Here is a 25613-nt window from a genome sequence, read left to right on the forward strand (position 1 = left end):
CCCCATTTAATAATCTGCTTGATGGTTCTTAAAAATTACGGAGAACTTAGAATCATGCTATAGGATGTAAGGGTATCATACCTTTCTACATTCTTATGCCAGAAAAACGGCATAGGTGCAGACTTGGCATAAGCTAGGGATGCATTTTCGCCTTGAATATAGGATAGAGGTGAATAGAAATGGGAAACACTAAATATTTAATGGTGCTTGCCATAGCTGCAGTTGGGCTTTTTGCGATGCCTAACCTGCTTGCTACATATGCAGGCACACACACGGTTGAATATAACGATCCCAACATAGCTTCGGGATCAAGTGGTAAGGCTCTTGATTGCAGAGAATGCCACCAGTACATTTTTGATGCTGCGGCTTTAGCAAGTGCTAATGCTGGAAGTATATGGGTCAAGCATGGTCAGGCAGCAGATGATACGAATTACACCACATATGTTGCATACTATGGAACTGACATGAATAACGACTCGGCAAACATCTCAGCATATCCAGGATATAACCTCTTCTTCACTGCAAATGCACAGCAGTCAAGCGGTAAGGTTAAACCCGGCGATATACTGGGCCGAAACGCAACTGGTGCCTGGATAGTAGTTAGCAATGCTGGAGGAGGCGTGATTGGCCAGGTTGCAACCGACAGTTACGGCGGCAAGGAATGGAGTGCTTGCTTGGTCTGCCACAGAGCAGCATACTTCTACGGCGGCACGCACACCAGGGTTCAGGTAAGAGGCTGTACCAATGAATGGTGCCACGGTGCAAACACCACTGTTAGCAATCCTTCCACTGGCAGGGACGCCGGAGTATCGTACATGGCTGACATATCCAAGTTTGCCTCCTCAAAGGCTGCACAGACAGGCAAGCAGTTGAACAGGAGCGTGGATGCACACAACAAGTGGTTCAGAGCTTCAGCAGAACAGCCGGACTATTACAAGAATGCTTTAACAGGGGAACAACTTAACCAGGACTACTATACCTGTATGGGGTGCCATACACATGCAAACGTCCAGCTTAATATAGAGAAGTCGACAGGCTTCGATGCAAATCTGACATCTATGGGAACTGGCGCAATAACAGTAGATTATACAGTCAATACAACCAACACAACAGTACTGACATCCACAAAGTATGGTGGAGCCTTCAAGTAAATAATCAATATGAGGTTTTAAAACCTCATCTTTTCTTTTTTGACTTTGTGGGGAAAACATTTAAGCTTGAGCTTAAAATAAGATATTAAGCATGGTACTTGACCAGATAATCCCGGAGAGCATAATATCCATATTGAAGGACCTGACAGAGACCAGGGCATTTTACTTAACAATGGTCTATCCTGCTGCAACATCAATAATTGCGGGGATCACATTCTATCTTCTAATAACAAGGCAGAAATTCACCTATCCTGAGGCAGCTAAGGCAATAAAGTTACTAACTAAAACCTGGGAATACCTGAAGAGGAGACAAAACGAGGCAAAAATCAGATACATCTCTAAATCTATGGAAAAGAAAAGGATACTCCGCAACACTGTGTTCTTCGAGATGGGAAGCCTGGTGCTAAGCGGAACCTTAATAATCCTGATACTCACCAAGACTCTCTTCCTCGCCATGGTTACCACCCAGTCCATGGCACCTCTTATAATGCCCGGTGATCTCATTGTGACAGAGGCGCTGACTAAGAACATAACAGTGGGAGATGTTATAGTCTTCATTCCACCGGATAACGATATGATGTACGTACACCGGGTCACCAGTGTCTCAGAGAATGAGATAAGGACAAAGGGGGATAACGCATTACCAGATACCTGGAGACTCACTAAAGATAACATAAAAGGTAAAGCAATATCTCTAAACCAGAAACCAATAGTTATAAAAGGCTTAGGCTACTACTTCATGCCTATCGATAACCCTATCAGGGCTCAGGACCCTACCTTAAAAGCGATCAGAGGTAACATTCAAACGATGCAGACCTACGGGCCTTTGATATCAATAATGATAATCTTATTTGTACTTCTGACCATGATTAAAAAATGATAAAAAAAATAATCATCATGACCCTTCTCATCTTTATCTGGGCAGATATAGCTACCGCACCTTCGATGAGTGATTATGATTTTGGTAGAGACCACACAGGAAGGTATTGCGCTGAATGCCACACGATAGGGGCATGCTCAGGTAACTGCCATATCTCAGACGACAGCGTAAGCTATACAGGTGTCCATATTAACCCGACTATATGCAGCAGATGCCACGGGGAACAGGTCAAGAACCCGGATCTCCATGCAATCCACGGGAAAAAAAACTGCACCACCTGTCACTCATCAGGAGGATGGAATTCCACGATTGCAAAGATACCTCCAGGTGGAAGCGGTGACTCAATGGTGATACCAAAAAGCAAAGAGTGCAGCTACTGCCACAGCTTCAATAACGATAGAAGACTCCACGGTATCCACAGGCCTTTTCTGGTTGAGGAAAAATGCCCCAGATGCCACGGCGACGTTTCGCCTTCAAGAGAGGAGATACTAAGAGTAACAGGCAAAGAACCCAGAGCATCAACTGCACTGCCTGATAGCCTGAACAGTGTAGTAAATCCTGAGATCAGGGAGGCGGTCATGGCGCCTATAAACGTCATTATAGATTTATTCAACAGTATTGCCAGTATCTGGATGAAGATACTTGGAGTATAACTATAATTAACCTCCTTTATTTTTCCTGTACTTGCTTCGTCGAGACTCAATCCCGAATCTAACAAGGGCAGCCTCAAAATCAGAAAAACGATAGGGAAGGTTCGCCTGATCCCAGAGCTCTTCAAGCTCAAGGAGAATCTTCTTTTTCTCCTCATCATTCCCTCCCTCCAGTTCTGTAAGCCCTAAACTTCGGGCTGCAGTAATAACAGGATCACCGGGCAGCGGGTCGGCTTTTTTCCAGATTCCTCGAAGCTCACGGAGGAATATATTCACAGTTACATGACCCACACCTTTGAACTCCATGAGTTTTGATTCCAGATCCCGTGGGTCGCTTGCTTCTTCATGGAGTAAATTCAAATCGCCATTATACTGTTTGTTCAGCATCTGTGCAATACCAAGCAGTTTTGTCGCTGTCTTAAAGTCATAGCGCGCATACCCGCCTTCGTCCAGAATTTTTACAAGACTATCCCAGCCTGTACTGAGAATTGCTTCAGGCGTGAGCACATTTTGCTTCTCAAACTCATGGTATGTCTTTATTGCCGCATCCTTCCTTATCCTGGCGCCAAAAAGAATCGAGGCCAGGAACCACTTGAATATCTCTTCTGAGCTGCCTGACTCTATATCAATGCCAAGTTCATCAGAGAACCTGCCGCCCCGCTCCTCCATGAGTCGCCTGAGGATTTCTCTCTTGCTCTCATGCTCATGTATACCCATAACACTCTTCCATATGCATAGAAGGATTATATAAGGGCAAAGTAATATATGCTAGTTCGGATCGATTGACTTATTAAAATAAATTGAGGTTTCGTGGCACAGGATGCAGGTTCATACTTTAAATCAGGATACCACCAGCTTAAGTACGCTCCAGGACTCATAATTCCTTTCCTGATCTCTGAGGCATTGTTTTATGCATTAGCATGGACAATCATATTCACCTTTGCATTATTTGCATTACCTATTTTAGAAAAAGTTCTACCCATTATTGAGAAAAACCAGGATCTACTCTCTGAGATTATGATGGATAACAGGGTTGGGAATGTTGTAAATTATACCGATCCGCGAATACAGGAATTAGAGAGAGAATTTTCCAGCCTGTTTCCTGAGATGGCATATATTTTAATCGTTTTTTTTGTTTTACTTTTTATATTTATGATCCTGTCCTTTGTTTTATATGCATGGGCAAGGGCAGGAACTATAGGATATATCTGGCAGGGGATCACTACTTCACTGGATTTCAAAAACTTCCGGTATTATGCTAAACAAAATCTATATCGTATAGCAGGACTGTGGGTCTTAATAATCGTATTTTCTGTTATACTCTTTTTTATGCCGTTTTTCACGTTTGTAATCATTCCTTCACCTGTAAATGTTATTATATTTATACTCCTGATGCTGGTATTTTTTATTATATGGATCATAGCAATGATATTATTGTTTTTTGCTGAGGAATCCATTGTAATCGAGAATAAAGGTATAATAGAGGCGATTAGACGAAGCAAAGAGATAGTCGCTGGAGATATCGGATCTATCTTACTTTTCATTTTTATTCTGATCAGCGTTGTTGCAATATACACTATTACATCCGGTGTATTTAATCTGATAGCAGTGATATTTAATTCCAGTCTTTCAGAATTTTTCAATCTTCTTTTCCTGGTTTTTCTGAATCCATTGCTGCAGTTAGCCAAGCTAAATTTCTTCCTCGATAAAACCGGGAGAACCGTCAGGGTAATGGAAAAGGAGATTGAGTTTATTAAGGCAGCGAAAGAATTTATAATAGAGTCACCCCGGATTTTAGTTAATTTTGCTAAAAAGAATATTAGCTATATTCTTCTATCTCTTTATTTTTATGTGATAGGATTCGGTATAGGGTATTACATAGGGAACTCGTTTTCTTTTCTAAGTGAAGGGTTTATGAAACTCATATCAACAGGATATACAGAGAGCAGGTTAATCGGTCCTTACATTTCAATGCCATTCATTGACTTAGTATATTATTTCTCAAATAATAGCATGGTAGCATTAAATCAGGGGTTAAGTGGTCTCTTTTTTGTAATACCATCTGTACTGGGCATAGCAGTTACTGGAATTATAATTGGATTATTTTATGGAGTATTACCTGCAGAAACAGCATCAGCTTTTATTGCTGTGCATGGCGTCTTTGAGATAACGGCATTCGTGATTGCTACAGCCGCTGGTATAAGGCTGGGAGTAAAATTCATAAAAGGTTTAGAAAACGAAAATGAGATTATCGATGAGGCCCTTAAGGTCGTGCTTGCTGCATTATTGTTGATAGGCATTGCTGCATTTCTTGAAGCTTTTATTAGCCCGATCGTGGCTTTATTAGTGGTCTAAGCAAAAAGGAGAAAAAAAGTTAAATGGAAAACGAATCGTGGCGCTTCCTTGACCCTGATAGGATCGATGGCTTCTGTAGCGCAGCACTTTTTGAATCCATTGCCAGACATGTCGGTGCAGGCCTGGTTCCTGAAACCATCCTTTTCTGGCGCGTGCGCTCACCTGTTGTATATCTTGGCTATCACCAGTGTGTTGAGGATGAGGTTAACGCTGATTTTTGCAGACAGAGCAATATCGGGATAGTGCGCAGGACACTGGGTGGGGGGTGCGGTTTCTGCGATGAGAAACAGATACTTTACTCTGTGATCGGCAGGGAGGAGGGCGTTATACCCGGGGATATCCAGGCCGCATATATAAAAGTTCTGGGCGGTGTAGTCACAGCGCTTGAGGTCATCGGGCCGGGAGGGGAGATCGAACCTGCCCGCAATGCTGTTTATTCAAGGGGCAGAAAGATCTCCGGGAATGCGCAGGGGCGTTTTGATGGTGCTGTACTGGTAAACGGCAGCATGTTGGTGGATTTTGATTTTGAGCTAATGGATAAGGTCCTTAAAAATCCGACAAAGAACCTGCGCCCTGTTGAGCGCGCAAGTGATGGGATGATAACCCTGAAGGAGACAGGCATTACTGATATCGAAACTATTAAAAAAGCACTGAGACATGGATTTGAGGAGGCACTTGGAATAACATTGAAAAATGGCATATTAACAGATGGTGAAGTAAATATGGCAAATCAGTTACTGGATAAGTACCTGAGGCATGACTGGGTATACAGGATGGATATCAAACGCGCGCTCAGGAAACGGTCTTCCGCGCCTCCTCCTCTGCAATCCGAATAACATCCCTTACAGGAATACCGGACTCATGCGCCGCCCTTTTACAGTCCTCAAATTCAGCCGAGATATTAAGTAGAACCCCGCGCAGATCCCTGGCAATCTTGATGGATATTGGAAAAATTTTGTTATCTATAGCGATCTCCACTTTGCCAATCTCCCTATGGGCGATCAATCTGTGTTTTATCGGGATTATCCTGACGCCCAGAGAACCTGTCTCTTCTATTATCCTACGCACAAGCTTCTCAGAGTCACCTGGTTTTGCAACTACCTGGATGATATGGCCGCTTCGTCCTTTTTTCATGGTAGCGGGTATTATGGCAACATCCAGAGCCCCTGCCCTGAGCAATTCATCAATAAGGTTCCCAAGCACCTGACCTGTGACATCATCAACATTTGTTTCAAGCACCTCGATCCTATCCGAGATGAGCGCTTCATCGATCTCACCAGAGATCACGCGAAGGACATTTGGCACAGCAGTATCCCTGCTCCCTGCTCCATAACCGATCAGTTCTGTCCTCACTGGAGGATATGTCCCGGCCTCATTGACAAAATGGGCAAGCAGCGCTGCGCCTGTGGGTGTGAGCAATTCTCCTTCTACTGGCCCGTGCTGCCACGGCAGTGAGTATTCCTTCAAAATCTCAAGCGCAGCAGGTGCAGGCACAGGAAATTTCCCATGCGAGAACTCAATAAATCCCATTCCAACAGATATGGGTGTGCAGTAGATCCTGTGCTGTTTTAGTCCGAGCTCATGAAAGGCAGTACATGCTCCAATAATATCAGCAATAGCATCCTCCTGCCCGAGCTCATGGAAATGTAATTCATCAAGGGCTACACCGTGGATTTTAGCTTCTGCTTTTCCCAGGATGTTAAAGACCGAGATCGCATCCGATATGATCTCCTGAGGAAGGCCCAGGGGTTTGATACGCTCCAGGATTTGCGCAAGTGTTAGACTACCTTCTTTTTTTGTTGCTACATTAACCGAGTGTGCCGAGATTCCTTTCCTGGTGGTTTTAGAGATCTCAACATCCACGCAGGCGGCCAGTTCCATGGCTTCTCTGATTTTGTCGGCATCTGCTCCAAGATCAATCAGGCTGCTGATTATCATATCGCCTGAGGCGCCGGAGAATGGGTCGAACAGGATTGCTTTCATGTTATCAGTAGTTACTATAGTCCTGTTGTTATAAAAATTCACCCGACAGGTTGTAGGGATGGGATTTCTTGAATTACCCCGCTCCCTCAACCTGAATATAGCATGACTGGCATTTCAAGCAAAAAACCCGACTGACAGAGGAACAGATTCTTTTAATCCGCCCCAGTCTAACAAGAGTTATAATGCAACTCACGGATAGACAGCTTATACAGGCATTGCGCATTTGTATGGGGATACCGTGACTGCCTGAAGGGCTAATTCTCATGCTCCCATAATGAGAATTGAGAGATGAACCAAGAAGCAGAGAAAAAAATTAATACTGCGAAAGAAATTGGGAGAATATGGATGTGGTCAAATCTAAAAATGATGTATCAATCAGATTAACAGAAGAGAGGTGGTTTCATGTCACAGAGGAACACTCAGAGATGGCAGGCTATTATTTTGAGGTTCTAGAAACGGTAGAGGAGCCGGATGCAATTTATGAAGGCAAAGCGGGAGAGTGTATAGCCATTAGAGAGATAGAAGACGGTAAAAATATAGTAGTAGTATATAGAGAGCTAAGTAAAGAAGATGGATTTGTTATTACTGCCTTTCTGACGAAACGGAAAAAGCAATTTGAAAGGAGGCGAAAGATATGGAAGCAGTAGAGGTAAAAAAAATATTACCAATTATACCAGAACTATTGGAGGTTCCCCATTCAAGAATCTGGACATCCTACGATAAGGACGCAGATGTTTTGTATATTAATTTTAAAAAGCCAAGTCATGCAGATGATTCCGAGCTTACCGATGATGATATCATAATTCGATACGAAAAAGGAGAAATTATAGGAATCACCATACTTAATGCGAGTAAAAGAAAGATAGAACATAGACACTATACCTGCGCGCCTGAATAAAATAAAGTATAAGACAAATTAGTACCTATAAATCAATCTGATATTACCGAGGTTTACAAATGCCTACAATAACTGCATATATCGAAAAAGATCCAGAAACTGGCTTATACGTGGCAATAGTTCCGGGAATTCGTGGCGCCCATACGCAGGCAGAAACCCTCGATGAGCTTCAAAACAATCTTAAGGAGGTATTGGAGCTGTGCCTTGAAGAAATGGAGCCTGAGACCAAACAACATTTACCTCAATTTGTCGGAATCCAGCAAGTTGAGGTGAGTGGTTAAGCAGGCTTCAAATAATTGATGCCAGAAAAATGGAAAAATTGCTGCTTAAACTGAGTTTTGAGAGGGCTCGCCAGAAGGGGAGTCATGTGTTCTACAGGCATCCTGATGGAAGAACCACCACAGTCCCGCATCACAGGGGAAGGGATTTAGCACGCCCATTAATAAAAGAGATTTTAAAGGAGATAGAACTCAGTGATGGGGAATATGAAGAGTATATGAAGAAGTTGTGATACCCTTTCATTATCGCCAGTAAATCAGAAATGATTACTCACACCCCGCTCTCTCAACACAAATATAGCATGACTGGCATTTCAAGAAAAAAACCCGACTGCCAGAGGAACAGATTCTTTTAATCCACCCCGACCTGAAAATCAGGTGCATATCTTGCAGGAAGATTAAAAAGTACCTGGATATCGTGCGCCCTAAATAATCAGGATAACATATAGAAATACTTAACTCTGATTGAAGACTAAAAGAATACTGCATGAACAAAAGATTTTTCGCGAAGGTTCTGGCAGATGATAGCAGGAAGCAAGATGCCTAGAAAGACTTCTGGGAAGGAAGGAATAAAATGATACAAATTGTTCTCACACCAGCAGCAGGGAAAAGATTGATTGCAAAAGCAATTGCAACACTTCCTGCAATACAAGCAGCTCTTCAATCAGGTACGATTGTAATTGTTGCAGGAACGACAAATGGTTATGTTGCCGAGGAGATTCTGGCACTAATCGATCAATCCAATGGTTTTAATCGAAAACGGTTCTTTCGCGGTATAACACTCCCACCATCCAAACCGACAACTGAAACAGGAAGACTTCCAGATGAAATGGGATTCCCAGGAGATGTAGTTATTGTTAAGGGTAAATGGCAGCAGGGTAAGACGATTTTTGATGTTGTAGACGATCTGAAGCAGGGAGACGTTATTTTGAAAGGTGCTAATGCCATCGACATATCGCAGAGGCGAGCAGCAATTCTAATCGGCCATCCCAAAGGTGGTACGATCGCAGTTGCTTTACAGGCTGTGATCGGCAGGCGGGTACACCTGATTCTTCCGGTTGGACTGGAAAAGCGAATCTCTGGTAATCTTGATGAAATAGCTTTAAGGCTTAATGCTCCTGAGGCTTCTGGACCACGGCTTTTGCCTGTTCCAGGAGAGATTTTTACTGAAATCGAAGCAATAACACTACTTTCAGGAGCAACCGCAGAACTCGTTGCAGGTGGTGGCGTTTCTGGGGCTGAAGGCTCAATCTGGCTTGCTATCAGTGGAGGGACGTCAAAGGAGACTTCTATAAAAGAGATAATTGCATCTCTTTTGAACGAACCATCTTTTGAGTTGATTTAAATTCCATAAAAACTTGAGTTCTCGCTGCCGAAAGGGATATACGACTGCTGTTTTGAGGGAGTATATGAAGGGATAGCACTCCGATTAGTTTTCTTCATCCGAAAGACCTGGTAGATACTGAATAAAAGGAAGCGTGATTATAATTATTATAGTTATAATTATAATTATGCTAATGACTAATATTATATAGCTAAACAGTCTAAACTTGCCAGGTATGGCAGACAAAGTAAAAATCATCATATTATGTATGCTCTCAGTACAACTTTTAATATCGCCTTCGAACGCCGAAATTTCACAAAGCAGCGATCCTTCTTATACCCTTATGGCAACCGGGAAGAACTATACAGCCTATTTCAGCCACATGAACACGAACGGCTTTAAATTCGTAATCAATGACCACAGTTTCTTATTCCTCCCAAGAGACATATCCTATACGAACGATTCAGGCGAAACATCCATGCTTCTCGGTTCTGCCCGGAATACACAGATACAGAATACAAGCGATATGGTCTATTTTGATAATGCATACGGCATGGGCAGTCAATTACGGTATCTTTTGAACCCGCTTATGGTTAAAGAAGTATATGTGTTGAATGAACTGCCCTCGCCTGTAAGCAGAAGCGACTGGATGACTCTATCATCAATAGCCATATATAATAACGATTTAAAATTAAAGTATATCGATGAAAACGGCATTGAAAACGGCTGGAACGGGACGAAAACAAAAACGAATGAAATAAAGTTCTATGATAGTTCAGATATGTTCCAGTTCGAGCTCCCGCAGCCTCTTGCCAGGGACGCATCAAATAACACAGTATCCGGGCATTATTTGATTTACAAAAGAGACGGGATACTTTACATTTCTGCAAGATTTTCTTATGCATCCCTGGCGAACATGACCCTGCCGATATACCTTGATCTGAGTTTAGCTGAAGGTCAGGTTGCTTTTGGTAAGGCTGAATATATACTTGGGGAAACCCTTGACATATGGGACAGGGGATTTACATGGTCAGATGAAAGGACGCTGCTCTACAATCCATCAAACCAGGTGGTTGCGACTTTCGACTTGCCAAATTACGTCGATGGATGGACATCAAAATACACATATACAGCCGATGCAGTGGGCTGGTGGAAGGCTGAACTCCAGACAAAGCCGTTCCTGTGGGGAGACTGGACGGGACAGGACACTGATTACACTTATGTTAAAGCGGCACCGACACCTACCCCAACGCCGCTGCCTACTCCCACTCCGACGCCGACACCTGTGCCAACAACACCGCCGGGTCCGTCAGGAGTGCTGCACGGTACTATCTACGATACCTCGGGGAATACTATTCGCGGGGCGACCATAACAATTGATACGGGACAAACATATAATAACCCGAGCAGTTACAATTATGCTCTTTCCGTGCCCAGCGGTGTCAGGGCAGTAACCGTTACGGCAAGCGGCTATGTTTCTCAAACGCAGACTATAAATGTAGTAGCGGACAGCTTTAACCAGCTGGACTTCAATCTCCGTCCTGTAGTGACTCCCACGCCAACACCACAGCCCCTTCCAGACCTTTCCATAGCACCGATTGATATCATTTTCGAAAAGGTGATCTAACCATGGGCAATATGCGGATTTTAAGCAAATTACTATCTATCCTGCTTATAATAATCCTCATTACAGCCCCAATAGGCAGTGCTCTATCTGCCGGATATACCCGGAATGATAATGACGAAAAACCGCATAAGAGTCTAAAAGACCATCTGAGCTCGCTTCAGCCTGATCCTGCCTCTCCTTTGACCTTGAAGCAGCAGGCATACAGGAACCTCATATCGATAGCGCCTCCTGAAAATAAAAACAACAAAGACATAATCAAAAAACTGGATAACGCTAAACTCTACATAACAAAAAGTATTGACAGCGGATTATGGTACGATAAAAATCATCTAAAACCTGTGCAGAAGCCAGATGATGACAGCGCAGATAAGGACGAAGATGACGAGGAGCCTGAATTTGATATTAAGACGACTGTATTCAAATCTGAGAAGACAGCAGCCCAGAACATCCTGGAGGTTATTTCAAAGAACAAAGAAAATGCCACTTACAATGATGTACTTATAGAAGCCCTCATAAATCTCGTACAGGCTGACAGGAACATAGCGCAGACGGCTATCACGGACGCGCAGCGCGCAGCTTCATACCATGATGCTTACCCGCAAAATAATGAAAAAGAAAAGCACAGGGATCTTGAAAAGGCACAAAAAGAGTTCGACAAAGCTATTGAGAAGATACAGAAAGGCGAGCCCATCGATGCAATCGAGCATTTTGAAAAAGCATGGAAGTACGCTACTGCTGAACTTCTCAGGCTGGATGAGGCAACAACTCCTGTGATCGTATTTGATTCAATTCACAGCAGGTATGTAAACCGCACGAATATAATCCTATCAGGGCATGTGGAGGATGCAGCGGTCTATACAATACCTGACATTACCCTTATGGTAAACGGCGTTTCCTCCACGCTTAACCTGACAGATGGCATGTTCCAATTAACCCTGATACTGAATGAAGGTGAAAACTACATTAATGCGACCACTATTGATCACTTCGGCAATACAGGTACAAATAACATTACCCTTATTGCGGATACTACCCCGCCTGAAGTGGCAATCATCTCGCCTGTGAACAGAAGCTTAGTCAGAAGTATAATCAACATAGCTGCGGATATTTATGATCTCAACCTTGCAAATACCACCCTTGCTATTAACGGCATATTCGTCTCAAATAATTACTCGTATGCCTGGAATACCACAGGCTATCAAGACGGGTGGTACAGGATAACGGCAAATGCTATGGATCTGGCAGGGAACGCGGCGCAGAAGGAGGTATGGGTGGAAGTGGATAATACGCCGCCTATATTGATAGTTAATGAACTTACTGAAAATCCAACACTTGACAATCCAGAGTATTCATTATTTATCCTGACTGACATAGGCGCTAATGTAACAGTTAATGGACAACCCATAAGCCTCACGGATGGCTCAACCATATACGACAGAAATATTACAGAAGGTCGTAATTCTTTTGAAATTACTGCTTCAGACACCATCGGAAATCTAGCTACATGGAATATTACCCGACTTATAGATTCTGATTCACTGCCGGATTACTATGAGATAAACGTAACAGGAACCGATCCTCTGAACGGGGATTCAGATTCCTCTATAACTGCTGTGAATGAAGCTCACAACGGTATCCCTGACGATAAAGAGGATTTCGATGGAGATTTATTACCTAACAATATTGAAATGAGGCTTGGAACTAATCCCTTCTCAGATGATACTGATGGGGATGGACTTGTCGATTTGTTCGAAGTATATTTCTCAGGAACAAACCCAACTATTGTTGATACAGACGGCGATGGCATTAAAGACGGAGATGAAGATATCGATCTGGATGGTCTGACCAATCTCGAAGAGCAAAATTTCGGGACAAATCCTGATGATAGAGATACTGATGGTGATAATCTGTTTGATGGGAAAGAAATCGCTCTAGGAACAAATCCACTTAATCCAGATTCTGATGGTGACGGACTCCAAGATGGCATGGAGGTAGATACAGGAAGTAACCCTCTTTTGAAAGATTCTGATCAGGACGGCATTCCAGATGGAAAAGAGACCATTACCCAGGAAATAGTAAGAGGAGAGGTAAATTTAACTATAACAGGCGAAGGAGAGATTTTCAACACTCTCAGGGTTTATAATCTTTCAAGACTTGAGGTGTTTTCAGGAATGTCTGGAAACATTGGCAAAGTCTTTGAAATTAGAACAAATTCTTCATTTGAATCTGCCACAATAAAGATACCTTACGATGAATCTGCTCTTGGTGATATACCTGAAAACGATTTAAGGATTTTCACGGTAAATGAGACCACCCATAGGGTTGATTTCCTCCCTACAATTGTAAACACGACAAATAACTATGTTCAGGCCACTACAAATCACTTCAGCTTTTATGGAGTAGCAGGGTATACGAAGTGGTTAACCACATGGAGTTCTGGTAGCAATCCCACGACCCCAGAATTCAAGATGGGTGATAAAATAAATATCAAAGCAATGGTTCACAATACAGGTGACGCCTCAGTCACAAGCAGTGTCCCCGTCTATTTCTACGAAGGCGATCCAGATGCCGGAGGAAATTACATTGGCAGTGCCACGATAACTGGCGGCATCGCCCAGGGTAGTTCAAAAGTTGCTATACTCTACGGGTATGCCATTAAATCTTCCTCAATTGATATTTATGTCAAAGTTGATCCGCTGAACAGCATAGCCGAAAAAAGTGAATTGAACAACAAGGCATTTAAGACACTAAGTATCGGTCCGCAGAATTTCGACTCGGATGGCGATGGTCTCACTGACTGGGATGAGGTTAACGGTATGAGAACATACCTTGGAATAATCAAAACCGATCCGTATAACAACGATACCGATGGCGATGGATTAACAGATGGGATTGAGATGGGAATGAGATTCACTGATTTCTATCTGTTATACTCCAACCCGAATATAAAAGATAGCGATAATGATGGTCTCAACGACTATGAAGAGTATTCCCTGAACACTGAACCGCTATTCGATAAAGACTCTGACAATGACGGTCTGTGGGATGGAGAAGAGGTTCATGTAACAAAAACAAGTCCTACGAGTAGAGATACAGATGGAGATGGTATCTGGGACGGAACCGAATATCTCTATTCCCTTGGGTACACACCGCAGAATAATAAAATCTTTATCAACGGCAACGCAAACAATCTGCTTCCAGCAGGTTCAGAAGCGCCAGTAACGGTTGAAGATATAGATATGGATTGGCGGCCTACCCTTGAGATGGCTTATAGCCTTGGGTTTGAGGGTGTGAAGCTATTCTGTCTAGGAGATTTCGCTGAAGGGGAGATCACTGTAAGCGGAGCTATTGATACGGGTTTATGTGCAGTCGATGTTGGCGCTATAATTATTCCGGCAGACGGTCCGTTTGGAGAGGCTGCTATTACCTCGGTAAAGACAGCCCGATTTATCCACGGAGTTAAGACATGGTTCAATTTCCAGAGGGTTCCAAATGTTTTATACAAGCTTCAAAAGGCTAACAAAGCCCTGCTCAGGTTCAAATATGTTGTAAAAGGCAAAACAGAATCTATATCAAAGGAACTTTCAAAAGGAGCAATTCAAGGAGCTTCGGATTTGGGTATAATCTGGCAGAAGGGAGCACATGGTGAAATATTGGATGCCTACGGCAACCTGCTGAAGAATTACGCTGATGATAGCGGCACTATCTACTATAAGATCAGGGAACTTGCCAGTAAAAAAGTTCTCGTCAAAGATATGGAACGGGTTTACGAGAATGGAGGCGACCTGAAAAAGACGATGAATGTTGTTGAGAGAACTGAGGATGGCAAGAGCGTTATAAGATGGCTGGAAGAAGGGACTGATACCTCTGGATGGCTTCATATACTAAAGAAACATATTACAGGAGAAATTCCAGGTGGCTCAAAATTCCCCAGTTCGATGAACGTGGATCAAGTTAAAGAATTAATATACAATTCTATTAAGAAAGGAACTAAGACGGAAACAACAGATATAACAGGACGAAAAACTATTTTATATGAGTATATTGATGAGATGGGGCTTAAGGTTAAAACAATTGTAGGAGATAATGGGTATATAGTAACATCTTATCCTATATAGGTGAAAATATGCATGATTTTAAATTTAATATGGAAACTAATTTATCCAACTATGTTAAATCTGATAGCACTATCAAAAGGTATCCAAATATTTCAGATCAAGAGGCAGAATTAATTAATTGGGATATTTTTGGTGACATTTGTATCTCGTATGACAACATAATACTTACAAGTGCAATAGATTCTACATCGGATTGTATAAATGAGTACATATGGCAGTTTATAACGAGTCTTCATATGCAAATACCAAAGTTATTAAAGGGAGATGAGGTTGAACAAACTTTCTTTGATAATCCCGATACTCTGGTATTCGTACCTGAAGGTAAACAGATTAAAATCATATTCAAATGTGGGTGTAAAAATCATCGACCATGGCAAGAACTTAAAGTACCTATTTTAGAAGTGTTTTCTGCTTTACTTAGAGTAACAAAACAACTTACGGATCAACTACTTTTTTTAAATCCAGAACTGGAAAAAAGTAGAGAAGTGATAGCTCTAATTGAATCCCACAATAAAACGAAAAACTTACTTATAAAACATGGTTATAATATCTCATCAGTTTAGGCTAACTTTCAAAAGGAACAATTCAAGGAGCTTTAGATTTGGGTGTCATCTGGCAGAAGGGAGCACAGCTTGAAAATGGAAAACTTGGTAGCGCTTCAAATAGTAATGTGTGGATAGAAGATGTAGGTGGGTCCGGTTGGGAGCATATAAGGCATAATCATGTAATACACCCAAGAGGCAATCAGTTTTTAAGATACGGAGAAAAATATGCTGATGAAGCAGAGATACAAAATTTAATTATGGATTCTACGAAAAATGGTGAAAAGATAATTAAAGATGGAGATATGTGGTACATCTATGAGGTTCCTAACTCAGGCGGAAAGAAATTATCAACTTTGGTTGGAAGTAATGGCTATGTAGTTACTAGTATACCTGAGAGCATAATTTAATGGAGGAATCAATGAAAAATTTTTTCCTAAAAGGTAAAATAGCTGGAATAACGCCCGTATCAGTTTATGAAAATAAAGTTTATACACAGAATATTACAGTTGAATTAGAGGATGGTACTAAAATTGAAGTATACGATCCACTTAAACGATGCAAAAAAGATATGGAGGGGAAAATAAAAAATATTCGTATACGTGCTTCTACAGTTCAGCCCATAATCAAAAATGAAAAAAGAGAGATGAAGATAATTCCTTTTAACAAAGCCTCTCACGCTGATATTTATGGGTATATTGAGAAAATATTACCTAACAAGCCTGAAAATCTTGTAATTTTAAAATTTGGGTTAGGAGAAATTGTACTTTTTGCTGATGATAAACAAATTGAGAGTTTATCTGAAAAAGATTATGTTGTTACCAGTGCTAATTTATACTTGGATGAGATAAACGATGCAAAATGATTTTTTTGAGGGAATTGCCTGTATTCCAGCGAGATTTTCAGCGATATCTCGATATAAAACTGTAATTGATGATGATGGAACACTTGGATTCTCTAGCAAAACGATGCGTGCAGTGAGAGATGAAACGCCTATGGCAACCTGCTGAAAAATTATGCTGATGACAGCGGCACTATCTACTATAAGATCAGGGAACTTGCCAGTAAAAAAGTTCTTGTCAAGGATATGGAACGGGTTTACGAGAATGGAGGTGACCTGAAGAAGACGATAAATGCGATTGAGAAGTCCGAGGATGGCAAGAGCGTTATAAGATGGCTGGAGGAAGGGACTGATACCTCTGGATGGCTTCATATACTAAAGAAACATATTACAGGAGAAATTCCAGGTGGCTAGAAATTCCCAGATCGATTAACGTAGATCAAGTTAAAGAATTAATATTACAGCCGATGCCAATGATATCCACCTTGCAGATACGACTTTAGCCATCAACGGTACGTATATCTCCAATACTACATCATACACATGGAATACTACGGGCTATGTGGATGGGTGGTACGATATCACAGCAGTGGCTGTAGATATGGCCATGAATACAGGCCATGACAAAGTACAGGTAGAAGTTGACAATACACCTCCTGCTCTCTATGTTTCTGAATTAAATCTTTACCCAACTATTAATAATCCAGAGTACACACTTTTAGTTAACACAGAAGCAAGTGCAGTAGTCACTGTAAACAATGAGCCTGTTGCTCTGGATAGCGGCTCGGTGATATACAAAACGAACGTGAGCCTGGGAGCCAACAACTTTGTTGTGACTGCTGTTGACCGTGCAGGTAATCCTTCTGTATGGAATAAGATAATCCTTGTGGATGAGGACAGCCTGCCGGATTGGTACGAGGTCAATGTTACTGGCACAGATCCCCTTGATGCTGATTCTGATTCAATAAAAACATCACTGAATGAAGCTGCAAACGGTATTCCCGACGATCAGGAGGATTTTGATAACGACGGCCTGACCAATCTCCAGGAGTTCAGGCTCGGCACCGATCCGTTCTCAAACGATACTGATAACGACGGTCTCACCGATGAATTCGAGGTGTTCAGGACAGGTACCTATCCAACATCGAAAGATTCTGATGGTGATGGTATCTCTGATGCAGACTCAGACCCTGACAATGATGACCTGACCAACTTACAAGAACAAGAAATGGGTACAGACCCGCTTATTGCGGATACAGATGGTGACGGTCTAAATGACGGCTATGAGATCAACGTTTTACATACAAATCCTTTGAGCAAGGATACGGATAACGATGGGCTTACCGATGATAGCGAAATCAGGCTTGGCACAGATCCCCTTAATCCGGACTCTAACGGTAACGGAATACCTGATGGGAACGAGAGCTACACGCAGACATTTAAGAATGAGACTGCCGGTGTTGAAGCAACCATAAATGGTATTGGGGATGTGGGTAAGGACATCGTACTTGCTAAGGATAATTCATCAGTTTTGATGTCCAGCCTGCCCGGAATGGTTAATACTGTTAGTATTACCAGCAGTTCAAAGGTGAATTCGGCAAACCTCAAAATTTACTATAATGAATCTAATCTCGGCGGGATTCCTGAATCCGAACTGAAATTGTTCTACTACAATGAGACCAGTAATTCTATTGAGCTTGTCACAGACCAGGGAGTCAACACAACTGAGAACTATGTCTGGGGCAACACTGATCACCTCTCCATATTCGGAATTGCCACACCCAGAGAGTGGTTCAACAACTGGTATGTTGACTGGAAGAAGCCTGAGCAGGTCTTCAAGATCGGCGACAGGATGAGAATTAAAGCAAATGTCAGGAACGTAGGCGCAGGCTCAGCTTCGAATGTGCAGGTCGAGTTCAGGGAAAGCACCCAGGGCGGCACGTTGATAGGTACGACTACAATCCCGAGCATTGCTGCCGGAAGTTCAGCTTTGACCTCGATTGAGTGGACTGTCAGATCGGGCGTAAACCGGATTTGTGTGAACGTGGACCCAGCTAATTTAATAGCAGAGGTAAGTGAAGGAAATAACAACGCATGTGGCGATTTCTCCCGCCTGCTGGACAGCGATGGAGATGGTTTGACTGACGATGAAGAGACAAGAGGTATGCGTGTGATTTTCCCTTATGCTCCTATCAAGTCGTACCCGATGAATATGCACTCTGATAATGATGGGCTGACTGACGGGCAGGAGATGGGAGAAGTCGTTTACGACCCTGGGAACAAGCTTCTTTACGATTCTCTTGCGACAGTGTACGGCTGGGATAAGTCGCTTTATGACGGCTATCACTACGAGTACAGGGCACATCCGATGATGACGGATACGGATAACGATGGACTGAATGATAAAGAAGAACTTGAACTTGGATTGGATACATTTGTTTACAGTCCATATAACCTGGTAGAGGCGGGATATGGGTTTACTTGCGGCGATTTCTGCTTTAGCGACCCAAGACATGGAAATCTTGCATATCTCGGTGGCTGGCTAGTGAGCGGGTACTTAGTATTTGGGGATATCCGAGACCTGCCAAGTACAGCTTTGCGTGGAGATGCTTTTGATTTTACTACGACATTAGTCGGTCTATTGCTACCAGTAATTGGAGATACAGGGCTGACAGTAAGTAAATTTGTCACGTTTGCCAGGAAATTCCCTGATAAAATATTGGATGTCGCCAAGCTAATAATAAAAACTTTCCCAAGCGAATCAGTGCGAATCTCAGCTTTAGATGAAATTTATGAAGGTGCTGCAAGCGCGCTCAAGGGTAAAGGAGTCTCTGCAGCAAGGATAGATGAGCTTGTTGATAAAGGGATAAATCTACTTAGACATAATAAAGCTATCGACCTAGTGAAGAGTTGGTGGGGCAGGAGAGCTATAAAGGGAGCAGATGATGTTGCTGAGATTCTGGGAGATGAAATTATTAGAACAAGATATCCTGCTTCACAGGGATATGTGGTAAAGTATAGAGTTAAACTATTAGATAATATTGGAAACACAAAAGCGGAACTTGATACCATTGTATTGAATAATGAAGGAAAGCTAATAGCATTTGGTCAGACAAAGAGTACTACTACACAGACCGCTTTTCAAAACGCTGGGGAGCAGATTGCAAATAATATAAGGACTATAAGCCTCAGAGATTTTACCAGAGTCAAAGCAGGTGATGGAAGTGAAATCGATATTTCTAAAGTACATATAGACTATATTCAAGAAACATTTAAGATTGGTCCTGCAGATTCTACATATGCTTACGAATATAAGTTAGCTGAGACTTCTACAGAGCTGAAGGAGATTTACAATACATTCTTAGCAATCAAATAGGTACAAAGATGAGTAAAGATTTGTGGCTTTATGGCGTGGATCCAGAAAATGCATATGTTGATTTAAACGGTTCGAGAATTTATAGTGTTAGTGTAAAATCAAGTAATATTTATGAAATTTCTGAAACACTGAAAAAGCTAGGCTTAGAAACCGAGAAGTTTTTAAGAATATTTAGAGTGTATGAGTTCGATTATTTGAGGAGCTTAAGCCCTGAAGAAAGGAGTAAATTAATTAGCGAGGCTTCAGAATTTATTTTAGAACAAGATGAAATTAAAAAAATAAGGGATTTTTGCAGGAAAGCCATTGCAAAAATAGAAGAAGCTGTAGACACAGAAGATATCTGGAAAAGGATGAAACAAGTACCTCCCGGGGGGAACTTTTACGATTATATCGATAGATTCGAAATGGATTGCTTTGATGCACGGGGAACTCTAAAACCTATGCTCGCCATGTGCGAGAAGGCATTAGAGCTTGGAGTAAAACTTCAGGTCGTATAAGGGACTCAAAACATTATATGGTACACATTCAATGAGGGAATATAAGCTATGGGAGCAGATTTTGCATTAGTCATCCCTGAAAATAGAAAGAATGATAAAAAAGTAATAGATGATTATTATTCTTTTGTTCTTAGTAAAGAGAAGAAGTTTAGACCCGATATTCCCAAAGAAAAATTACCCACAAATTTTAACCACAAGTATAATTTGGATTGGCTTAAGGAGAAGGGATATATTCTGATATTGGAGAGGATTTACAGCGATATAAGCAGTGTTTTAGACTGGCAACGGATATATGAACTCTTTGGAGGCTTATACGAATCAGATAAAACCATAATCTATGGAGATAAAATTAAAGAACTTATTAGGTTATTAAGAGAAGCCGAAGATAAATTGGTCAAAAGCCAGAAAAAAGGAGATCTGGATTGGACGGATTGGGAGGGAACTATGGAAACACAAGTTATTGCTTTATGCGAGTTCGCACTGGAGAATAATTTTGGGATACGGCTGAGCGAGTAATATCTTTTTATAAATAAACCGATGACTCTCCTTGGTATCGCCGCCGGAAGTTCGGCAATGACTTCTCTCGAATGAACTGTCAGCTCAGGCATAACCCAGATCTGCGTGAATGTTGATCCCGCCAATTTGATAGCAGAGGTCAGCGAGGAAAATAACAACGCATGCGGTGATTTCTCACGTTTGCTGGACAGCGATGGAGACGGTTTGACTGACTATGAGGAGACAAGAGGTATGCGTGTTGCATTCTCCAACGCCTATGTAAGGACTTACGCGGGCAATGCACATTCTGATTACGACGGATTGACAGATGGACAGGAAATGGGACGGATTGTTTATGATGCTGACAACAAGCGCCTCTACGATACTCTGGCAACACTTTATGGCTGGGACAAGTCGCTCTATGACGGCTATCACTACGAGTACATAGCAGACCCGATGAAAACAGATACGGATGACGACGGATTAGATGACAAACAGGAGCTTGATGCCGGAACGAATCCACTTGTATCAGAGTATTCATTCCTTATGGAAGCTTCTCTTGGATATGTCTTAGGGGACTTCGGATTAACAAACCCCGCCCACGATAACATGGCATACCTAATAGGCACAGTTGCCTCAGGTCTTACGCCCCTTGTTGAGTGGGTCGCAACAGTCAGGGATGTAGTAGCGAACGCTTGGAACCGCGACTGGTTCAATACTGGCATTACAGCAGGGACAGGGTTATTATCCGTCTTACCGGTTACAGTAGTTGCAGATGAAGTGCCAGAGATTGCCGCAAAGATGTTGAAATTTGTAAGGGCATTCCCGCATAAGATAACAGAAGTAGGAAAATACATTGTAAACGTCATACCCGATCATGCCATACGCCTGCTGGATGAGATTTACCAGGGAGCGGTGACGATACTCAAAGGCTCCTATGGATTTTCAGATGAAATTGTTAAGAAGTATGCACATGAGGGAATCGATCTTGGAGACCTTAGGAAGGGCTTGGATAATCAGCTCACCCTCCATAACCAGGGAGATAGTTATTTAAATCAAAGGACTTTAGGTAAAATAGCAGAATTTGAGTTACCATTAAAAAAGATTGAAGTTACAGGTTCTGGTAAAGGTGGAGATGTTATTGCTACTACCTTTGATGGAAGGACTATAGGAAGAGAAATAAAAACAATAAATAAAGGTGGAGAAACCCTTTTAGGATTTAAGGGTAAAGTAGGTGACGCAGTCGATACAGCAAGAGGACAGATAGCAAATAGTAATATAAGAGAGGTACATATTCAAGTAAATAGTGGCACAGAATTTACAAATAATGCCGTACTACGTGAAATAATGGACTCGTTCCCGATAAACTATATGGGAGATCCCGAAGCGATTGTTCCTCTGGAAAGAGTTATGTTGTATGATTCAGCAGGAAATATATTGGCACAATGGGTAAGGTAGTAAAGATGGGTGAGCATTTTTCAATTAACTTGATATTTAGTGATAAACTGGATACGACAGAGGCGCTACCTCATCTTTTTGGTAATTGTTTAAAAGGTTTTTTTAATCCTGCTAGCGTATTCTATGGGTTCGTTGATAAAAATGGAGAATATTTCAAAGGAGTTCTAGGAGAAGAGCCGGAAACTTTAAGTTTTAACAGCCCTATATTAGAAAAAGAGGAGCTAGTAGAGGATTTATACCTCACAAAGTACAATGGTAGCGGTTGCTTAGATGATCTATTAAAAATTATTTCTTCAAAAAACATTGATAAAGGCATCCTGAAGGCCTATGGTACTGCAAACATATTTTACCAAAAAAATTCAGAAATATTTAAAGACTGGTACTTACGAGAAAAGAAGTTAAGTAAGACTTATATAATCGAAGCCTTTAAAAAAGGAAGAATAGAATATACAGAATATCTTTCACCTATACTTGAGATTGGATTGACGAATCCAGAAAAATTTAGAATTTTACATTTTTATCCTCATGGTGATGTATTTTTGAAAAATCGAGAAGCTGTTCCAATTAGTAACATCAAAGCGGGAGAATTAAATTTTAGTGAATTAACTGAGAGAGTTTCAAAATTTTGTAACAGACGTGTTGAATACCTGCAAACTGCTGAGTACACATTTGAAGGGGAGAAATATTCAAAAGAGAGAGACTGGATAGAAGAGAAGTTAAAATCGATCCCTAAATTTAGCGGCTTTGTTTGATAGAAAATGGTGTATGTTAGAAATAGGATGATATCATGGCAGTACCACTCCTTGTACAGATGCCGTGGTTGTTTCAATATCCCTTATGATGCCATAATCAACATCTGATTTTGAATGGAATTTACATTAGAAAAATTACTTAAGCCCTGCTGCTGATTTGGCAGCAATGAAACTTTGCGATTTTGATTACTATCTTCCAAAAGAATTGATCGCACAGTCTCCCGTAGAACCGAGGGATTCATCCAGGCTAATGGTGCTCGGGCAGGGTATTGAGCATCGATATTTTACTGATATTATCGATTATTTTGAAGATGGCGATACCCTTGTGCTCAATGATTCAAAGGTAATTCCTGCAAAGCTTGCAGGTAAAAAAAGTACAGGCGGTCATGTGGAAGCGCTCGTAATTTCAAAAAATATCTCAGGTTATGAATGCCTGATACGGGGCAAGAATATCCATGAGGGCACAAGACTTCACTTTGGCGAGCTTGAAGCAAGAATCCTTGGAGTTATAAAAAGTGAGAACACAGGCAGGTACCTGGTAGAATTCAACTGCAACGGGAACCTGAACGATATTCTTGAAAAGATAGGGGAAGCGCCTCTCCCGCCCTATATCAAGAAAAAGCTTGAGGATAGGAACCGCTACCAGACAGTATATTCAAAGATAAAGGGCTCAATTGCTGCGCCCACAGCAGGCTTGCATTTCACAGATGGATTACTGGAGAAAATAATAGAGAGAGGAGTTAATATCGCCTGTGTCACTCTTCATGTAGGGATCGGCACGTTCTCACCTGTCAGATATGAGAACCTGGAGGATCACAGGATGGAGCCTGAATATATCTCTATCAGCGCTGAGAGTGCAGAGATAATCAATAGAACAGAAGGAAAGCTCATAGCCTCTGGAACAACTGCCGTGAAAGCACTTGAAAGCTCATGTATCAATGGAAAGATCACTGCGAAAGAAGGATTCAGCGAGCTTTTCATTTACCCGCCTTATCACTTTAAGTCAGGGATCGATGGAATAATTACTAACTTCCATCTCCCTAAATCCACGCTTCTTATGCTGGTGAGCGCATTTGCAGGCAGTGAGAGGCTGATAACTGCATATAATGAGGCAATATCAAACTCATACAGGTTCTATAGTTTTGGCGATGCGATGCTGATCTTCAGGTAATATGTACGAACTGATACACAGAGATAAAAATACAGGAGCAAGGGCAGGAGAACTAAAAACCAACCACGGGATCATAGAGACCCCTGCATTCATGCCTGTTGCCACTAAAGGGACTGTGAAGACGCTCATCCCCGAAGAGCTATATGACATGGGTACACAGGTGCTTATCAGTAACGCCTTTCATCTTTTTCTCTCTCCGGGAATGGACGCGATCCAGAGATCCGGGGGATTGCACAGGTTCATGAACTGGGAGAGGGCAGTTTTCACAGACAGCGGCGGTTTCCAGATGATACGCAAGGATTTTCCTTTCAAGATCACGGATGAAGGGATCACATATAAAAATCCGCGTGATGGGAAGAAATACTCCTATACGCCGGAGATCTGCATGAGCAACCAAAAGATCCTGGGTTCTGATGTCGCCATGGTACTCGATGAGTGCCCACCATATGGAAGTGAATACAGCGCTGTAGAAGCCTCGGTTGAGAGGACAGTACGATGGGCGAAACGATCAAAAGAAGTGGAGAAAAATGAAGGCCAGCTCTTTTTTGCAATACTGCAGGGGGGGACATTCGCAGACCTGAGAAAAAAATGCGCAGATCAACTGATCGCAATGGATTTTGACGGCTACGGGATAGGCGGGTTATCCATAGGCGAGCCAAAGGAAATAATGAATGAGGTATTGAGATATAATGTTCCGCTTGTTCCTGAGGATAAGCCGCGCTATCTCATGGGCGTTGGTTCACCTGCTGAACTGCTTGGCGCAATTGAGTCAGGTATCGATATCTTTGATAGTGCCTTCCCAACAAGGAATGCAAGGCACCAGACCCTGATGACCACAAAGGGAAATATAGACATAGCGCGCGGGAAGTATGCCCTGGATTTTGAGCCAGTTGATAAGGATTGTGAGTGCTATACATGTAAAAACTATACAAGAGCGTATCTATATCACCTCTTTCGGGAATCGGAACTGCTTGCACTGAGGCTGGCATCGATTCATAACCTCTATTTTATACAATCCATAATAAAGGGCGCCAGGGAGGCAATACTGGCTGATAGGTTTTCTGAATTTAGAAAAGACATAGTTATAAATAATCGATAAAACAGGCCTGATCGCACTTCGATCCAGATTATCTGGTAATTTATTTATATTATGCAATGGTATTTTAAGAGGATTTATGGTAAATAGAATATAGATATTATATAGGGTGTTGAACGCC

Annotated in this window: 25 protein-coding genes; 23 read left to right on the forward strand and 2 right to left on the reverse strand. The window is 41.9% G+C overall.

Annotated features, from left to right (window positions below; all coding sequences use genetic code 11):
* The first annotated feature begins 179 nt into the window (after positions 1–179).
* From ANME2D_RS13585 to ANME2D_RS13595, 3 genes are all read left to right on the forward strand, one after another.
* Positions 180–1151, forward strand: a complete 972-nt coding sequence (locus tag ANME2D_RS13585) for a hypothetical protein (protein WP_048092740.1) — start codon at positions 180–182, stop codon at positions 1149–1151.
* A 91-nt stretch (positions 1152–1242) separates the two neighbouring features.
* Positions 1243–2031, forward strand: a complete 789-nt coding sequence (locus ANME2D_RS13590; protein ID WP_048092743.1) for a signal peptidase I — start codon at positions 1243–1245, stop codon at positions 2029–2031.
* Positions 2028–2684 carry a hypothetical protein gene (locus tag ANME2D_RS13595; RefSeq protein ID WP_048092745.1) on the forward strand — a complete coding sequence of 219 codons (657 nt, stop codon included), beginning with the start codon at positions 2028–2030 and terminating at the stop codon, positions 2682–2684. The genes ANME2D_RS13590 and ANME2D_RS13595 overlap by 4 nt, the downstream gene beginning before the upstream one ends.
* Positions 2685–2690: 6 nt before the next feature.
* On the opposite strand, the gene ANME2D_RS13600 is transcribed toward ANME2D_RS13595, so the two are convergent.
* The gene (locus ANME2D_RS13600) at positions 2691–3398 is read right to left on the reverse strand and encodes an HhH-GDP family DNA glycosylase (RefSeq protein WP_052368937.1); all 708 of its coding nucleotides are present in this window, start codon (positions 3396–3398) and stop codon (positions 2691–2693) included.
* A gap of 93 nt (positions 3399–3491) precedes the next feature.
* Between ANME2D_RS13600 and ANME2D_RS13605 the strand changes: the two genes are divergently transcribed.
* Complete coding sequence (locus ANME2D_RS13605; protein ID WP_048092747.1) at positions 3492–5036, forward strand: stage II sporulation protein M; 1545 nt, start codon at positions 3492–3494, stop codon at positions 5034–5036.
* 23 nt (positions 5037–5059) lie between these two features.
* Positions 5060–5872 carry a lipoate--protein ligase family protein gene (locus ANME2D_RS13610; protein WP_048092753.1) on the forward strand — a complete coding sequence of 271 codons (813 nt, stop codon included), beginning with the start codon at positions 5060–5062 and terminating at the stop codon, positions 5870–5872.
* On the opposite strand, the gene larC is transcribed toward ANME2D_RS13610, so the two are convergent.
* On the reverse strand, positions 5829–7019 hold the full coding sequence (gene larC / locus ANME2D_RS13615; protein ID WP_048092755.1) for a nickel pincer cofactor biosynthesis protein LarC: 1191 nt from the start codon (positions 7017–7019) through the stop codon (positions 5829–5831). The two genes, ANME2D_RS13610 and larC, sit on opposite strands and share 44 nt — an antisense overlap.
* 341 nt (positions 7020–7360) lie before the next feature.
* On the opposite strand from larC, the gene ANME2D_RS13620 reads away from it, so the two are divergent.
* The 18 genes from ANME2D_RS13620 to tgt all read left to right on the forward strand — a co-directional run bounded on the left by ANME2D_RS13620 (position 7361) and on the right by tgt (position 25495).
* The gene (locus ANME2D_RS13620; RefSeq protein ID WP_048092757.1) at positions 7361–7666 is read left to right on the forward strand and encodes a PBECR2 nuclease fold domain-containing protein; all 306 of its coding nucleotides are present in this window, start codon (positions 7361–7363) and stop codon (positions 7664–7666) included.
* A complete protein-coding gene (locus ANME2D_RS13625) occupies positions 7654–7917 on the forward strand; it encodes a DUF2283 domain-containing protein (RefSeq protein ID WP_081810297.1) in 264 nt (87 codons plus the stop codon). Before ANME2D_RS13620 ends, ANME2D_RS13625 begins: the two co-directional genes overlap by 13 nt.
* 59 nt (positions 7918–7976) lie before the next feature.
* Positions 7977–8198, forward strand: coding sequence for a type II toxin-antitoxin system HicB family antitoxin (locus tag ANME2D_RS13630; RefSeq protein WP_048092759.1), 222 nt, complete (start codon positions 7977–7979; stop codon positions 8196–8198).
* A 29-nt stretch (positions 8199–8227) separates the two neighbouring features.
* Complete coding sequence (locus tag ANME2D_RS13635; RefSeq protein WP_048092763.1) at positions 8228–8428, forward strand: type II toxin-antitoxin system HicA family toxin; 201 nt, start codon at positions 8228–8230, stop codon at positions 8426–8428.
* A 341-nt stretch (positions 8429–8769) separates the two neighbouring features.
* On the forward strand, positions 8770–9540 hold the full coding sequence (locus ANME2D_RS13640) for a hypothetical protein (RefSeq protein WP_048092765.1): 771 nt from the start codon (positions 8770–8772) through the stop codon (positions 9538–9540).
* 214 nt (positions 9541–9754) lie between these two features.
* Entirely contained in the window at positions 9755–11146 is a 1392-nt protein-coding gene (locus ANME2D_RS13645) for a carboxypeptidase-like regulatory domain-containing protein (RefSeq protein ID WP_048092767.1), read from the forward strand.
* 2 nt (positions 11147–11148) lie between these two features.
* Positions 11149–15264, forward strand: coding sequence for a CARDB domain-containing protein (locus ANME2D_RS13650; RefSeq protein WP_048092769.1), 4116 nt, complete (start codon positions 11149–11151; stop codon positions 15262–15264).
* A gap of 8 nt (positions 15265–15272) precedes the next feature.
* On the forward strand, positions 15273–15827 hold the full coding sequence (locus ANME2D_RS13655; protein ID WP_048092770.1) for a hypothetical protein: 555 nt from the start codon (positions 15273–15275) through the stop codon (positions 15825–15827).
* A gap of 38 nt (positions 15828–15865) precedes the next feature.
* A complete protein-coding gene (locus ANME2D_RS13660; protein ID WP_048092772.1) occupies positions 15866–16216 on the forward strand; it encodes a hypothetical protein in 351 nt (116 codons plus the stop codon).
* Positions 16216–16671: a hypothetical protein gene (locus tag ANME2D_RS13665; RefSeq protein WP_048092777.1), complete on the forward strand. Its 456-nt coding sequence runs from the start codon at positions 16216–16218 to the stop codon at positions 16669–16671. The genes ANME2D_RS13660 and ANME2D_RS13665 overlap by 1 nt, the downstream gene beginning before the upstream one ends.
* A 222-nt stretch (positions 16672–16893) precedes the next feature.
* A complete protein-coding gene (locus tag ANME2D_RS18180; protein ID WP_157834131.1) occupies positions 16894–17061 on the forward strand; it encodes a hypothetical protein in 168 nt (55 codons plus the stop codon).
* Positions 17062–17209: 148 nt separating this feature from the next.
* Complete coding sequence (locus ANME2D_RS13670) at positions 17210–20023, forward strand: CARDB domain-containing protein (protein ID WP_048092779.1); 2814 nt, start codon at positions 17210–17212, stop codon at positions 20021–20023.
* An 8-nt stretch (positions 20024–20031) separates the two neighbouring features.
* Entirely contained in the window at positions 20032–20520 is a 489-nt protein-coding gene (locus ANME2D_RS13675; protein ID WP_048092781.1) for a hypothetical protein, read from the forward strand.
* 48 nt (positions 20521–20568) lie between these two features.
* Positions 20569–21036 carry a hypothetical protein gene (locus tag ANME2D_RS13680; RefSeq protein ID WP_048092783.1) on the forward strand — a complete coding sequence of 156 codons (468 nt, stop codon included), beginning with the start codon at positions 20569–20571 and terminating at the stop codon, positions 21034–21036.
* 126 nt (positions 21037–21162) lie between these two features.
* Positions 21163–22473 (forward strand): hypothetical protein, encoded by a 1311-nt coding sequence (locus ANME2D_RS13685; RefSeq protein ID WP_206741778.1) that lies wholly within the window; start codon positions 21163–21165, stop codon positions 22471–22473.
* On the forward strand, positions 22461–23225 hold the full coding sequence (locus tag ANME2D_RS13690; protein WP_048092787.1) for a hypothetical protein: 765 nt from the start codon (positions 22461–22463) through the stop codon (positions 23223–23225). The genes ANME2D_RS13685 and ANME2D_RS13690 overlap by 13 nt, the downstream gene beginning before the upstream one ends.
* Positions 23226–23391: 166 nt before the next feature.
* Positions 23392–24396 carry a tRNA preQ1(34) S-adenosylmethionine ribosyltransferase-isomerase QueA gene (queA, locus tag ANME2D_RS13695; RefSeq protein WP_048092792.1) on the forward strand — a complete coding sequence of 335 codons (1005 nt, stop codon included), beginning with the start codon at positions 23392–23394 and terminating at the stop codon, positions 24394–24396.
* 1 nt (position 24397) lies between these two features.
* Entirely contained in the window at positions 24398–25495 is a 1098-nt protein-coding gene (gene tgt / locus ANME2D_RS13700; protein ID WP_048092794.1) for a tRNA guanosine(34) transglycosylase Tgt, read from the forward strand.
* The last annotated feature ends 118 nt before the right edge of the window (positions 25496–25613 follow it).

Origin of the sequence: Candidatus Methanoperedens nitratireducens, assembly GCF_000685155.1 — an archaeon.
Taxonomy (GTDB): domain Archaea; phylum Halobacteriota; class Methanosarcinia; order Methanosarcinales; family Methanoperedenaceae; genus Methanoperedens; species Methanoperedens nitratireducens.

Excerpts from the sequence above, each read along its gene's own strand:
- ANME2D_RS13650 (WP_048092769.1), top strand. The coding sequence starts at position 11,149 with ATGGGCAATATGCGGATTTTAAGCAAATTACTATCTATCCTGCTTATA.
- ANME2D_RS13675 (WP_048092781.1), top strand. The coding sequence starts at position 20,032 with ATGAGTAAAGATTTGTGGCTTTATGGCGTGGATCCAGAAAATGCATAT.
- ANME2D_RS13690 (WP_048092787.1), top strand. The coding sequence starts at position 22,461 with ATGGGTAAGGTAGTAAAGATGGGTGAGCATTTTTCAATTAACTTGATA.
- ANME2D_RS13665 (WP_048092777.1), top strand. The coding sequence starts at position 16,216 with ATGGAGGAATCAATGAAAAATTTTTTCCTAAAAGGTAAAATAGCTGGA.
- ANME2D_RS13680 (WP_048092783.1), top strand. The coding sequence starts at position 20,569 with ATGGGAGCAGATTTTGCATTAGTCATCCCTGAAAATAGAAAGAATGAT.
- ANME2D_RS13635 (WP_048092763.1), top strand. The coding sequence starts at position 8,228 with ATGGAAAAATTGCTGCTTAAACTGAGTTTTGAGAGGGCTCGCCAGAAG.
- ANME2D_RS13600 (WP_052368937.1), bottom strand. The coding sequence starts at position 3,398 with ATGGGTATACATGAGCATGAGAGCAAGAGAGAAATCCTCAGGCGACTC.
- ANME2D_RS13610 (WP_048092753.1), top strand. The coding sequence starts at position 5,060 with ATGGAAAACGAATCGTGGCGCTTCCTTGACCCTGATAGGATCGATGGC.
- ANME2D_RS13655 (WP_048092770.1), top strand. The coding sequence starts at position 15,273 with ATGCATGATTTTAAATTTAATATGGAAACTAATTTATCCAACTATGTT.
- larC (WP_048092755.1), bottom strand. The coding sequence starts at position 7,019 with ATGAAAGCAATCCTGTTCGACCCATTCTCCGGCGCCTCAGGCGATATG.
- ANME2D_RS13585 (WP_048092740.1), top strand. The coding sequence starts at position 180 with ATGGGAAACACTAAATATTTAATGGTGCTTGCCATAGCTGCAGTTGGG.
- ANME2D_RS13625 (WP_081810297.1), top strand. The coding sequence starts at position 7,654 with ATGGAAGCAGTAGAGGTAAAAAAAATATTACCAATTATACCAGAACTA.
- tgt (WP_048092794.1), top strand. The coding sequence starts at position 24,398 with ATGTACGAACTGATACACAGAGATAAAAATACAGGAGCAAGGGCAGGA.
- ANME2D_RS13620 (WP_048092757.1), top strand. The coding sequence starts at position 7,361 with ATGGATGTGGTCAAATCTAAAAATGATGTATCAATCAGATTAACAGAA.
- ANME2D_RS13640 (WP_048092765.1), top strand. The coding sequence starts at position 8,770 with ATGATACAAATTGTTCTCACACCAGCAGCAGGGAAAAGATTGATTGCA.
- ANME2D_RS13590 (WP_048092743.1), top strand. The coding sequence starts at position 1,243 with ATGGTACTTGACCAGATAATCCCGGAGAGCATAATATCCATATTGAAG.
- ANME2D_RS18180 (WP_157834131.1), top strand. The coding sequence starts at position 16,894 with ATGGAACGGGTTTACGAGAATGGAGGTGACCTGAAGAAGACGATAAAT.
- queA (WP_048092792.1), top strand. The coding sequence starts at position 23,392 with ATGAAACTTTGCGATTTTGATTACTATCTTCCAAAAGAATTGATCGCA.
- ANME2D_RS13630 (WP_048092759.1), top strand. The coding sequence starts at position 7,977 with ATGCCTACAATAACTGCATATATCGAAAAAGATCCAGAAACTGGCTTA.
- ANME2D_RS13645 (WP_048092767.1), top strand. The coding sequence starts at position 9,755 with ATGGCAGACAAAGTAAAAATCATCATATTATGTATGCTCTCAGTACAA.
- ANME2D_RS13595 (WP_048092745.1), top strand. The coding sequence starts at position 2,028 with ATGATAAAAAAAATAATCATCATGACCCTTCTCATCTTTATCTGGGCA.